Here is a 12,252-nt window from a genome sequence, read left to right on the forward strand (position 1 = left end):
ATCAAGGAGCTCCAGCAGAATTCGAGCGAGAAGGGGAAGCGATCGCCGTTGGCGCTGCTTGGGTGCGGATGTCTGATCGATAGCCGCCGCCCAGCGCCTTGATCAGCGCCAGATCGGCGCTGAGTGCTTGGGCATGCAGGCTGATGGCTTGGTCGCGTTGTTGCAGCAGTTGTGCTTCGGCGTTCAGGCTTTCGCGCGCGTCCTTTGTGCCGTGCGCAGCGCGCGCTTGTGCGGTACGAAGTAGCGCTTGATCGGCGGCTACCTGCATCTTTTGTTTCGCACGGCGTGCGGCGATCTGCTCAGCCGTGACTACTTGCGTGGCGACCTCACGAGCAGCATCGGTTACCGTCACGTTGTAATCGGCAATGGCGGCATCGAGCTGCGCGCGGCTTGCGCCGTAATTCGCCTTGAGTCGACCGCCTTCGAAAATCGGCAGATGCACGGCCGGCGTAAGGCCAAATACGCGTGCGCCCGTGGTGAACAAGTTACCGAGATCGCCCGTGCTGCCGCTCGAAAAGCCTGCAATTTTGGGAGCGCCCTGGTTCGTACTGGAAAGCCCGGCCATGGCATTGATGCTTATGTCAGGGAAGTAGTCGGCGCGTGCCACATCGGTTTGCTTGAGTGCTGCTTCCACTTGCCATTGACTGGCGGCGATATCCGGGCGGCGAGCGATCAAGTCGAGACGTGCGTCTTCCGGCAAGCCACTTTCCAGTGCAGGTAATGCGTGAGGCTGTAGCGAGGGGAGATCCGCGGGCGATACGTTCGCCAATGCTGCCAGGACGACCCGGCGTAGTTGGATCGAACCTTCCAGCGTGGCTTGCACCTGCTGCGCGCTGGCAAGTTGCGCACGAGCCTGTTGTACGGTGTCGGGCAGGTCTACACCTTGCTGCACACGAAGTTCTGCAATGCGTAGCAGGCGTTGCTGCACAGCGATGGATTGCTTGGCAATCTGTAGACGCCTCTCATCGGCCAGCCACGCGAAATAGGTATCAGCCACTGCATTCTGCAGAGCCAGTGCTGCGGCGCTTCGTTGCGCTTCGGCAGCATGCGCTTGATCCAGCGCAGATTCGATCGACGCCCGCTTCTTTCCCCACCAGTCGAAATCGTATTGCAATTGCACGCTCAGATCGGCCTGGTTGTACCAGTTGAAGCCGAGCAGGGACGGAGGGAAAAGCCCATAGTCGCTCATGCGCTGGCGAGTGAACTGGGCGTCGCCGTTGATGTTCAGGCCGGCCTGCGCGGCCGCGACACGGACAGACTGCTCGGCGGTTTGTACGCGCGCATGGGCTTGCACGAGATCGGGCGATTGTTTCATCGCCAGTGCTATGAGCTGGTCCAGTTGCGGGTCGTGGTATACGCGCCACCAGTCCGTAGCCGGCCAGCCTGCATCGACCTTGGTTGGCAATCCGGCAAGAGGCACATCATCGCGCAGCACAGGGTGCTGCATTTTGGCCGGGATCGTGCATCCGGCTACACCTAGTACAACGATCCATGCTAGAGGTCGAAGCCGTTCAAGGACAGGAGACGCAGTGAAGCTCATGAGGGATCACCCGCTGCGTGTTCGAGTTGGCTGAGGTTGTTGGCGAGTTTGCGCAGCAGACGATTCAGGTTGCTGCAATCGGTCTTGCTGAAACCGTCGAAGATGAGTTGCAAGCGCGGAAACATGGAGGGCAGGATTTTCTGCACGAAACGTCGGCCGGCCGGCGTGATCTGCATGACCACGCGACGCCGATCTTCGGTGCTGGGACCGCGCGTGATCAGTCCGCGCTTGACCAGGGCATTGGCGATGCGCGTCATATTGGTGACGCCTAGTGACGTGAATAGACAGATCTCGCCTGGCGTGGATGTGCCGTCCGGTCGCGAAAACAGCGTGATCAAGGTGCGGAACTCACTGTCGTTGAGTTTGTGCGGATGGAGTTTGTGTTCGAGTTCGGCCTGCAAGCGCTCACTGATGAGCACCAGCATCCGGCACATCGACACATCCTTCGGCATTTCGGGGATGAGCCTGCGCACGCCCGCGACACCTTCGTCGAGCATCCTGATTTGGTCGATCAAGGACATTTCACTGATGCATATTTCATTGATGGAATAAAAGGATGCAATGTAACAACCGCGATTTGCAAGTGCCGGAACGATCCTAGATGGCGAAAAGGCGTTTTACATTTGCGGTGGTTGCTTCGGCCACGGATCTGGGGTCCTCATTGCGTAGATGTGCAATGCAATGCAGGACCTCCGTGATACAGGCGGGCTCGTTACGTTGGCCGCGATGGGACGAGCAGGGCTGATCCGGCGCATCACTCTCAAGCAACAAATGTTCGATGGGCATCGCCGTGACAATGCGACGCAAGCGCTGTGCGCGGGCGTAGGTGACCGGGCCGCCAATCCCGATATAAAACCCCAGTTTCCATAGTTGTTCAGCTTGCTGCTGGCTGCCTGAGAAGCTGTGCACCACCCCGCGCAAGCCGCCCATGCGGCGCAGCGTCATGATGACTTCGTCCATCGCTGCGCGTGCATGCACGATGATAGGGAGATCGAAATCCTTGGCCATGGCTAGTTGCTGCTGGAAATAGGTCCGCTGGCTCTGCGCATCCTGCTCTTTTTCGTGGAAATCCAGGCCGATTTCACCGACCGCAACGGGATGCCGTGTCTCAATCCAGTGGGACAAAGCGACGATGTGTTCCGGGCGGTGCTGATGCATGAACATAGGGTGCAAGCCGTAAGCGGGGAAAAGGCCGCTTCCCGGTGTACATAGGGCATGAATGCGTGGCCAGCTGGTGGCATCCACCCCAGGAACGACCTGCAGCGTTATGCCTGCATTTCGAGCGCGATCAATGACCGCTTCGCGATCTTCATCAAAGCGTTCGTCATCCAGATGTACGTGACTGTCGGCGAGTAGTTGCATGATTGCCATGATGCGTCATCGGGCGCCATTGGCCTAGTTCGTGTGTCGATGTGCCGGGGATGTGTGACGGTGGTTCGGGTGGGGTGCTATGGAGCAGGGGCAGGCCCCCCGGATGAGCCAGTCATGGCTAAAGAGTGCGGATGCCGGGTGGCGTGATGGTGGGCAAGCGCAAGGTCTTGTCAGTTTCTCCGTTGCGGCTTTGTTGAGAATGTCGGCGGTAAGATCGGTAGCCATGACGTGGCGTGGTAATAAAACGGATGAAGTCGCACACCTGCGTGGATCACGGTCCAGGCAATCGCGTCAGGGTGGGGCGAGGCGTTATCGCTGTGTCTGATGCGCAACGGATCAATTTCAGGAGGTCGTCGTGAAAATTAAATCAGTTAATTTCGGCGCGGTAGCCGCATTGTTGGTGGCTGTCGCTGCTCTTTCAGGCTGCCAAACGCAACCGGTTTACCAGGGCCAGACGACTTACAGCTACCGCGGCTGCCAGAGTTGTGGCGTAGTGCAGCAGGTCCAGCAGATCTATATCCAGCAACAGGGCACCAATAACAGCGGTATCGGCACGGTGATTGGTGCGGTTGCGGGAGGTCTTTTGGGCAGCACTATCGGTCATGGCCGCGGCAATACGGCAGCGATTGTTGGCGGTGCGGTAGTGGGCGGCGCGGTGGGTAACAGGGTTGGACAAGCGAATAGTCAGCCCGGAACCACTACTCCAGCGTGGCAGATCGTTGTTCGCCTCGATAACGGCCAGTACGCGACGGTAACGCAGATTCCTAATCCTGGCGTGCGTCCGGGAGATTACGTGGTTATCAGCAATAACCAGGTCTATCCGCGCTAATCTTGGTTGCATAAAAGGACGTCTAGACGTCCAAAACAAAGGCCCTCGAAAGAGGGCCTTTTTTATGATGCGTGATCTTGGTTACTAGTTGATCGAATAGAATCTGTGATCACCAATAGTGATGGCGCTATGGTTGCGCGACCACGTCGGCGTTATCGATACGGAAGCGAAGTGATCCGCGTGAGGTACGAAGATGCGGCGCTCGTCGACAGGCAGATCCCAATTCTGGATCGATTTGCCGGCGATGTCCCACGCTTTCTGGAATGCCGCAACATTGTCGATTTCTTGATTGGGTGATGTCGTGGTGAGCGCAAATTGATGCGGTGATTTCACGACGTCGCACACCGTGCCGCCCCATTGTCCGCGTTCGCGTCGACGCATGGCGACTTCTGCCACGGCCATTTGACCGACCGTCGACTGGCTGCGTGCTTCCAGGTACACAGTGGTCGCCAGGCAAGTCTGGTCTGCGAGCGGTTGGGGCAGTACGGACATAAGCCACAACAACATGGAAAGTTTCATATCTGCCTCCAATTTGCTGTACGTCAAAGCACCACATGCATGCTTTGACGCCATTGCGATGGACGGGCGGGCAGGCCGTTCCATCTGGATCTCTGCTTACGTCGAAACTCGAGGCGCAAGCACGTTTTAACCGCAAATGCGGCGGGATCGACCAGCACGTCCGATGCTGACCGGGGAAACTTTGGCAATTACGCCGCGTGCCTGAGGCACTTCGATGCAGCGTGTTCGCGCATATGGCGAGTTGTACTCCGGCGGTCTTTCTACCGGGTCGCGCCGATCCGGACCCCTCCGGTTCGTCGCGTATGTCGACACCCTGTGGGCAGGTGGGTGTCGGAAAAAGTCTGCCGGAATCTAGTGGGGCTCGTTTGTCTTTGCAAGTGCCAGGCCGGTTCGATTCACGTTCCGCTTACGATATTGGCATGCCCTGCATCATGTAAACGTCAATCCGGCCAAGTGTTTAGAAGTTTTAGGACAGCAATGTTCTCATCGCTGATATTTTCTGTGTGCTGTGCAATATCGTTCGCGATGTCGTCTGCGATAACAGCAAGCGCCTCCACATATTCTTCATGCGCAATGATGTTGAGCAATCGCACGAACTCACGGCCATCACGCTGCAGCGGTGATCCATCTTCGACGGACTTCGATAATTCGATCCGATGCAGATGTCGCTTATTACCGCCGCGATAATGCAATCGTGCGACGATCTCTTGTCCTGGATAACAACCTTTATCCAAGGCGACTGCGCCAAGCCGATGCAACGACAAAGCGGGCGGAAGCAAATCGTTTAGTACGGTATCTGTCAGCCATGGCCATCCGGCACGTAATTGTTCGAGTCGCCATGCATCATCACCATGGACGTTTGCGCCGAACAACATCGCGTGCGATCCGCAACCAAAACTTATAACGCCGTCGTGGACTTCAATGTGATGCAAAGCCAAGGGTGATCCGCCGGCGAGAGAGCCTTCGGCCACCGACAACTTTACGCGCGAGCGGAATACGAAACGGCGCAGCGAATCGATGAAATCTATCGCCGTTCCACCGCGCAAAATCACCAGCAAACGTTCTTCCTCGATGCGTGCCAGATGGAATAGATGGCGCACACGACCCTGCGCATCCAGCCAGCTGCTGAACTGCCAGCGGCCCATTGGAAGAGCAGTAACCTGACTGGTGAACTGGCTGTGCGCGAACGCTACAGCATCAGGGCCTTCGAGGAAGATGGCTTGAGCAATAAGGAATGTCGACATGCGCGCAGGTGTGGGGGCGGCAAGGGGCCGCCGCAAGGGTATCTGCATGGGTCGGCGCCATCCGTCAACTGGTTGTGCCGCTATGCGGCAAGTATTACGCTTTCAGCGATACGAACCATGCCCGACACGTCCTCCAAACCTGTTGCCAGCCCCGAACCCGCAAAGACCGAGCGCGGCACGATGCCCGCTTCGCCTGTGCAGGGAAAGGACCAGGATGCGCGACCGGCTCCGGATCCCACGCGCTACGGCGATTGGGAAAAGAACGGACGCTGCATCGACTTCTGATCGGCTGCGCGATTTGCGCAGCGTCGTGGAGATGGAGCGGAGAGCGGGTGATGGGTATCAGCGATTCCACTCCAGGATAGCCGCCATGGCAGACACGCGACGACCGCTCTCACCCCATCTACAGATATATAAGTGGCAAGTGCAGATGGTGACCTCCATTCTGCATCGTGCTACCGGCATCGTTTTGGCCGTAGGCACCCTGATCATCATCTGGGGCCTGATTGCTTTGGCAGCGGGCGAAGATGCTTTCAATCAATTCAGGACCTGCCTCGGCAGTCCGCTCGGCATGATCGTGATGATCGGCTGGACCTGGTCATTTTTTTATCACCTCTGCAATGGCATTCGCCATCTGGTGCAGGATGCCGGCGCAGGCTATGCCATCGCCCAATTCGTGCGTTCCAGCTGGCTCTCGATCATTGGCAGCCTCGTGCTGACCTTGATTGTATGGGCCTACGTATTATCGGCCGGAGGTGCGGCATGAGTGCGAACGCAAAAGATTTGCGGAATCCGCTGAAGCGAGCTCGTGGATTGGGGTCGGCCCAGTTTGGGGTAGGCCACTGGTGGACGCAGCGCGTGACCGCCGTCGGCCTGATCGTGCTGGGGCTTTGGTTCGTGATGCTGGTGACCAATCTGCTGCACGCGGACTATGCAACGGCCCGCGCCGTGGTCGCGAAACCATGGAACACCATTCTTTTGATCGCCTTCCTCATCAGCATGTTCTGGCACGCCGTGCTTGGCTTGCAGGTTGTCATTGAGGATTACGTACATACCCGCTGGAAGGAAATCTTCCTTCTGGTGGCGATTAAGTTCCTCGCGGTGCTGAGCGTGCTGGCTGGCACGCTGGCTGTGCTGCGCATCGCCCTGGGAGCCTGAGTTCGATGGAAGCTTACAAAATTCAGCAGCACAAGTACGACGTGATCGTGGTAGGTGCCGGTGGCGCAGGATTGCGTGCCACATTCGGTCTTGCCGAAAAGGGACTTAAGGCCGCGTGCATTACCAAAGTGTTTCCCACCCGTTCGCACACCGTAGCGGCGCAGGGCGGTATCGCTGCGGCGCTGGGCAACATGGGCGAAGACGATTGGCGGTTTCACTTTTACGACACCATCAAGGGTTCTGACTGGCTGGGCGATCAGGATGCGATCGAATACATGTGCCGCGAGGCCATTCCTTCGATCCTTGAGCTCGAGCACTACGGCGTACCGTTCTCGCGTACGGAAGATGGACGCATCTATCAGCGCCCATTTGGTGGCATGACCACGCACTATGGCAAAGGCACGGCGCAGCGTACCTGTGCCGCGGCGGACCGTACCGGTCATGCCATCCTGCATACGCTTTATCAGCAGGCGCTGGCCCATGACGCCACGTTCTTTATCGAATACTTCGCGATCGATCTGATTTTCGATGAAGAGGGTGTGTGCCGCGGCGTGCTCGCCCTCGACATGAACGAGGGAACGCTGCATTTCTTCCGCGGCCAGGCGGTGGTGCTTGCCACGGGTGGTTATGGCCGCGCGTACTTCAGCGCGACCTCGGCCCATACCTGCACGGGCGATGGCGGCGGCATGGTATTGCGTGCCGGGCTTGCGCTGCAGGACATGGAATTCGTGCAGTTCCATCCCACCGGCATCTACGGCGCGGGTTGCCTGATCACCGAAGGTGTGCGCGGCGAAGGCGGTTATCTCACCAACTCCAAGGGCGAGCGGTTCATGGAGCGCTATGCACCCAGCGCGAAAGATCTGGCGTCGCGCGACGTGGTCAGCCGTGCCATGACGGTGGAAATCCGCGAAGGCCGCGGTGTGGGCGAGCACAAGGATCATGTGCACCTGAACCTGATGCACCTCGGTCCTGAGGTGATTCACGAGCGCCTGCCCGGTATTGCCGAATCGGCACGGATCTTTGCCGGCGTGGACGTCACCAAGGAGCCGATCCCGGTGCTGCCTACAGTCCACTACAACATGGGTGGCATTCCGACGAATTACCACGGCGAAGTGGTGCAAAAGAAGGGCGACGATGTCGATGCCGTCGTGCCGGGCCTGTTCGCGATCGGCGAGGCGGCCTGCGTATCGGTGCATGGCGCCAATCGTCTCGGTTCCAACTCGCTGCTGGACCTGGTGGTATTCGGCCGCGCCGTTTCGCATCGCTGCGCTGAGCTCATCAAGCCCGGTACTGCCCATAAGGACCTTCCGGCCAGTGCGCTGGACCAGGCGCTGGCCCGTTTCGATGGCCTGCGCAACGCCAACGGCGGCACTCCGACGGCGAAAATCCGCATGAATATGCAGCGCACTATGCAAGATGATGCGGCAGTGTTTCGTACCGGCGAAACGCTCAAGGCGGGTTCGAAGAAGATTTCCGAGGTCCACGATTCGTTCAAGGATGTGCGGGTGAGCGACCGCTCGCTGGTCTGGAATTCAGACCTGATCGAGACGCTGGAGCTCTCCAATCTCCTGGGCCAGGCCGTGGCCACCATGCATTCGGCCGAACAGCGCCCCGAAAGCCGCGGCGCGCACGCCCGCGAAGATTTCCCCGACCGCGACGACCACAACTGGATGAAGCACACCCTGGTGAAGGTCGATGAAAACGGCAAGACCAGCTTCGATTTCCGTCCGGTGCATATGTACACCTTGACCGGTGACGTCGAAGTTGTCCCGCCGAAGAAGCGCGTTTACTAAATACCGACTGGAGAGGCAATCGTGGCCGAGTTCACGCTACCCAAGAATTCCAAGATCCAGCCGGGTAAGCACTATCCGGCGAAGGACGCGAAGAAACCACGCACGTTCCGTATCTATCGCTGGTCTCCGGACGATGGTCAGAACCCGCGCATCGATACCTATGAGGTCGATCTTGCTGCATGCGGACCGATGGTTCTGGACGCACTGCTGAAGATCAAGAACGAGATCGATCCTACACTCACGCTGCGTCGTTCCTGCCGAGAGGGCATCTGCGGTTCCTGCGCGATGAATATCGACGGTACCAACACGCTAGCCTGCACCAGGGCCATTGAGGAATGCGCAGCGGGGGATGTGAAAATCTATCCCTTGCCGCACATGCCGGTAGTGAAAGATCTGGTGCCGGACCTGACGCATTTCTATGCGCAATTTGCATCGATCCGCCCATGGCTGCGTACGCAGAGCGCGGCACCCGATCGTGAGCGCCTGCAATCGCCGGAAGATCGCAAGAAGCTTGACGGGTTGTACGAGTGCATCCTGTGTGCATGCTGCTCCACCAGTTGTCCGAGCTACTGGTGGAATGGTGATCGTTACCTGGGGCCGGCCATCTTGCTGCAGGCTTATCGCTGGATTGTCGACTCGCGAGACGAAGACACGGGTGCGCGCTTGGATGATCTTGAGGATCCGTTCAAGCTCTACCGCTGTCACACCATCATGAATTGCGCACGCACCTGTCCGAAGGGTTTGAACCCGGCGAAGGCGATTGCGGAAATCAAGAAATTGATCGTGGAGCGTCGCTCGGCCTAACTATGTCACTGCCGTGTGCGGTGACGTGGCCTGCCTCTCCGCAAAGCGGAGAGGCAGGCCACGGACAGTTCTCGCATTGCTGTCGAATCGAAGCATGTTTTGATCGAAACTCGGGTGGACTCCAGCCCTTCACCTCAACCCTCTCCTCGAAGGGGAGCGGCGACGAAGGAGGCGCTACGCGCGCTTTTTCTCAATGGATCAGGCTCGTATCAAACGTCTTCGCTGGCGTGCCCGACGTGGAACGCGCGAACTCGATGCTCTTCTGGGTGGATGGTTGGAAAACGCTTTCCCGGCCGCGAATGAGGCCATGCGTCAGGCTTTCGATGAATTGCTGGACGTACAGGATCCCGACCTGTGGGACTGGGTGATGGGTCATGCCCGTCCGCCTCGCGCGGATTGGCAAGTGATCATCGATGACATCCGCGCCAGCCATCGGCTTTGAATACCGCTCCTCGCGCTGGGTGAAGTGGCTATGTATCGCCATCACGTGCTCGGCACTGTGCGCCGTTCTGGCGTCAGGTATGCCGGGATCGTTGCGAGTCTTGCTGATAGCAATGGCGGTAGCGGGGTGTTGCCGCGCCGTGCATCGGCTGAGACTGCCCATCCATGCGGTCGGCTGGGGCAGCCAGAGTGGCTGGACGTTACGGGGACTGGATGGTGGGGATGACGCTGCTATGCTGCTGTCCTTTCGCGTGCTGCGGGATTGCGTTCTGTTGAGGCTCGCTAGTGATCGCTATGGCAAGCTCACGCTGTGGCTCGTACCGGACAATAGCGACGCCGATATCCGTCGCCGTTTGCGCATGCGGCTTGCCGTTCTGCAAACGGCAGCCGTGTAAGCCTTAACCTGTGCGGTCTGGGCGCAGGCGCTTAAGGTTGTCGACGCGTCCGGCTTCGGGCACTCTGCGCGCGCGGCATGGTCCAATGGAACCGTGATGATCGGCGATCATCCGGCTTCGGGCGGCCTGTCACCCGAACTTATAAGCGAAGCCCCCATGTTCCGACCGCTCGAGCTTTTCATCGGCCTGCGTTACACCCGCGCCAAACGGCGCAACCAGTTCATCTCCTTCATTTCTACTGTGTCGATCATCTGCATCACGATCAGCGTGATGGCCTTGATCACGGTGATGTCGGTGATGAATGGCTTCGATTTCCAGCTCCGCTCGCGCATCCTGGGCGCCATTTCCGACGCGACCGTTTCGGGGCTGCCCGGCGAAAGCCTGCAGAACTGGCAATTCGCCATGCAGCAGGTCAGGGCCAATCCGCACGTGAGGGGGGCGGCCCCTTACGTAGAGATCCAGTCTTTCCTGCAAGGTCAGCGTTCCAGCGGTGCGATCGTGCGCGGTATCGAGCCCTCGCAGGAACCGGATGTCTCGGTGATCAATAAGCACATGATTGCCGGATCGTTCAATTCGCTTACTCCTAAGAGCTGGAACATCATTCTCGGCAAGGATCTTGCGCTGCAGCTCGGCGTCAATGTCGGTGACCACGTCACCATGGTCGTGCCTGAGTTACGTGCGACACCGTTCGGAGCCGTGCCACGCGTGCGCGGGTTCACGGTCAGCGGCATTTTTGAAATGGGCATGGAGGAATTCGATTCCGGACTCGGCCTGATCAATATGCAGGACGCGGAAAAGCTCAAGCAGATCGATGGCCCTACCGGCATCCGGCTGAAACTGGATGATTTGTATAACGCTCGCCCAGTGGCAAAAGATCTGGCCAATGACTTGGGGCAAATCTACGAAGTCACCACTTGGATGGATAGCCACGCCAATTTCTTCTCCGCCATTTCGATGGAGAAGCATGTGATGTTCATCATTCTTTCGCTGATCATCCTGGTGGCGGTAATCAATCTCATCTCGATGCTGATGATGCTGGTTACTGACAAACAGGCCGACATTGCCATCTTGCGAACCTTGGGCTCGACGCCGCGCAGCATCATGGGCATGTTCATGGTGCAGGGTGTGCTGGTCGGGGTGGTCGGTATCGGCTTGGGCGTCACCCTGGGATCACTGTTGTCGTGGCGTTTGCCCGGCATCGTGAAATGGATCGAACACGTTACGGGCGTGACGTTCTTGTCGCCGGATGTTTATTACATCAGTGAAGTGCCCAGCAAGCTTGATTGGCATGATGTGACGTGGGTGGCCATCATCACCTTCCTTTTCTCCCTGCTTGCGACGCTCTATCCCGCATGGCGCGCTTCGCGCACTCAACCGGCACAGGCGTTGCGTTATGAATAAATCCACTGCGAATACTTCAACGGACATCGTGCTGCGCGGCAGCCATATCGCCAAGACGTATGAGGACGGCGATCTGAACACCACGGTGCTCACTGACGTGAACTTCACGCTCAAGCGCAGTGAAACATTGGCCATTGTCGGCGCATCCGGTTCAGGCAAGAGCACGCTGCTGCACATCATCGGCGGTTTGGATACGTTGTCCGGTGGCGAAGTAGAGGTGGAGGGGCAAGCGCTTTCCAAACTCTCCGATGCCAACCGCGGCCGGGTGCGCAATAGGTCCCTTGGTTTCATTTATCAGTTCCACCACCTATTGCCGGAATTCACTGCGCTGGAAAACGTCTGCATGCCCTTATTGATTCGAGGCACCTCGATAGCCGAGGCGCAGAAACACGCAAAAGTGTTGTTGGAGAGGGTGGGTCTTGGGCAGCGTCTCTCGCATAAGCCGTCGGAGCTTTCGGGCGGTGAGCGCCAGCGCTGCGCGGTGGCGCGTGCCTTGGTCACACGCCCGTCGTGCGTGCTGGGCGACGAGCCCACCGGTAATCTGGACGAGGACAACGCAGCGCAGGTCTACGCGCTCATGTTGGAACTCAACCGTGAAATCGGTACCAGCTTTATCCTGGTCACGCATGACAGCCGGCTGGCTGCGCGGATGGATCGCACGCTGGAATTACACAACGGCGAATTGCGAGAACGCCCCTGACTGGCCGGGGCACAACCCTACGCCGTAAGCGTTTGTTTCCTTCAAGCTGGAGAGTCC

Annotated in this window: 15 protein-coding genes; 10 read left to right on the top strand and 5 right to left on the bottom strand. The window is 58.4% G+C overall.

What is annotated here, in order from left to right; translation table 11 throughout:
* Position 1 precedes the first annotated feature (1 nt).
* The 3 genes from AC4HNJ_RS02050 to AC4HNJ_RS02060 all read right to left on the bottom strand — a co-directional run bounded on the left by AC4HNJ_RS02050 (position 2) and on the right by AC4HNJ_RS02060 (position 2,902).
* Positions 2-1,447, bottom strand: coding sequence for an efflux transporter outer membrane subunit (locus AC4HNJ_RS02050; RefSeq protein ID WP_490477852.1), 1,446 nt, complete (start codon positions 1,445-1,447; stop codon positions 2-4).
* 89 nt (positions 1,448-1,536) lie between these two features.
* Positions 1,537-2,061, bottom strand: a complete 525-nt coding sequence (locus tag AC4HNJ_RS02055) for a MarR family winged helix-turn-helix transcriptional regulator (RefSeq protein WP_490477853.1) — start codon at positions 2,059-2,061, stop codon at positions 1,537-1,539.
* A 76-nt stretch (positions 2,062-2,137) separates the two neighbouring features.
* Entirely contained in the window at positions 2,138-2,902 is a 765-nt protein-coding gene (locus tag AC4HNJ_RS02060) for a TatD family hydrolase (RefSeq protein WP_490478089.1), read from the bottom strand.
* A gap of 364 nt (positions 2,903-3,266) precedes the next feature.
* Here AC4HNJ_RS02060 and AC4HNJ_RS02065 point away from each other — a divergent pair, with 364 nt between their 5' ends.
* Positions 3,267-3,740, top strand: a complete 474-nt coding sequence (locus tag AC4HNJ_RS02065; RefSeq protein ID WP_490477854.1) for an outer membrane lipoprotein — start codon at positions 3,267-3,269, stop codon at positions 3,738-3,740.
* Positions 3,741-3,824: 84 nt separating this feature from the next.
* Here AC4HNJ_RS02065 and AC4HNJ_RS02070 read toward each other — a convergent pair whose 3' ends face one another.
* Positions 3,825-4,259: a cell wall hydrolase gene (locus AC4HNJ_RS02070; RefSeq protein ID WP_490477855.1), complete on the bottom strand. Its 435-nt coding sequence runs from the start codon at positions 4,257-4,259 to the stop codon at positions 3,825-3,827.
* 440 nt (positions 4,260-4,699) lie between these two features.
* Positions 4,700-5,503 carry a CAF17-like 4Fe-4S cluster assembly/insertion protein YgfZ gene (gene ygfZ, locus AC4HNJ_RS02075; protein ID WP_490477856.1) on the bottom strand — a complete coding sequence of 268 codons (804 nt, stop codon included), beginning with the start codon at positions 5,501-5,503 and terminating at the stop codon, positions 4,700-4,702.
* A gap of 117 nt (positions 5,504-5,620) precedes the next feature.
* Here ygfZ and AC4HNJ_RS02080 point away from each other — a divergent pair, with 117 nt between their 5' ends.
* The 9 genes from AC4HNJ_RS02080 to lolD all read left to right on the top strand — a co-directional run bounded on the left by AC4HNJ_RS02080 (position 5,621) and on the right by lolD (position 12,195).
* Positions 5,621-5,788 carry a DUF1674 domain-containing protein gene (locus tag AC4HNJ_RS02080; protein WP_490477857.1) on the top strand — a complete coding sequence of 56 codons (168 nt, stop codon included), beginning with the start codon at positions 5,621-5,623 and terminating at the stop codon, positions 5,786-5,788.
* Positions 5,789-5,873: 85 nt separating this feature from the next.
* Entirely contained in the window at positions 5,874-6,269 is a 396-nt protein-coding gene (gene sdhC, locus AC4HNJ_RS02085) for a succinate dehydrogenase, cytochrome b556 subunit (protein WP_490477858.1), read from the top strand.
* Complete coding sequence (gene sdhD / locus AC4HNJ_RS02090; RefSeq protein WP_490477859.1) at positions 6,266-6,661, top strand: succinate dehydrogenase, hydrophobic membrane anchor protein; 396 nt, start codon at positions 6,266-6,268, stop codon at positions 6,659-6,661. The genes sdhC and sdhD overlap by 4 nt, the downstream gene beginning before the upstream one ends.
* A gap of 5 nt (positions 6,662-6,666) precedes the next feature.
* Positions 6,667-8,454 carry a succinate dehydrogenase flavoprotein subunit gene (gene sdhA, locus AC4HNJ_RS02095; RefSeq protein WP_490477860.1) on the top strand — a complete coding sequence of 596 codons (1,788 nt, stop codon included), beginning with the start codon at positions 6,667-6,669 and terminating at the stop codon, positions 8,452-8,454.
* A 21-nt stretch (positions 8,455-8,475) separates the two neighbouring features.
* Entirely contained in the window at positions 8,476-9,258 is a 783-nt protein-coding gene (locus tag AC4HNJ_RS02100; RefSeq protein ID WP_490477861.1) for a succinate dehydrogenase iron-sulfur subunit, read from the top strand.
* 193 nt (positions 9,259-9,451) lie between these two features.
* The gene (locus AC4HNJ_RS02105) at positions 9,452-9,700 is read left to right on the top strand and encodes an FAD assembly factor SdhE (protein WP_490477862.1); all 249 of its coding nucleotides are present in this window, start codon (positions 9,452-9,454) and stop codon (positions 9,698-9,700) included.
* The gene (locus tag AC4HNJ_RS02110) at positions 9,672-10,094 is read left to right on the top strand and encodes a protein YgfX (protein WP_490477863.1); all 423 of its coding nucleotides are present in this window, start codon (positions 9,672-9,674) and stop codon (positions 10,092-10,094) included. The genes AC4HNJ_RS02105 and AC4HNJ_RS02110 overlap by 29 nt, the downstream gene beginning before the upstream one ends.
* Before the next feature lie 156 nt (positions 10,095-10,250).
* The gene (locus AC4HNJ_RS02115; protein ID WP_490477864.1) at positions 10,251-11,495 is read left to right on the top strand and encodes a lipoprotein-releasing ABC transporter permease subunit; all 1,245 of its coding nucleotides are present in this window, start codon (positions 10,251-10,253) and stop codon (positions 11,493-11,495) included.
* Positions 11,488-12,195: a lipoprotein-releasing ABC transporter ATP-binding protein LolD gene (lolD, locus tag AC4HNJ_RS02120; protein WP_490477865.1), complete on the top strand. Its 708-nt coding sequence runs from the start codon at positions 11,488-11,490 to the stop codon at positions 12,193-12,195. The genes AC4HNJ_RS02115 and lolD overlap by 8 nt, the downstream gene beginning before the upstream one ends.
* Positions 12,196-12,252: the final 57 nt, after the last annotated feature.

It is taken from the genome of Dyella sp. SYSU CM1112 (assembly GCF_058216415.1).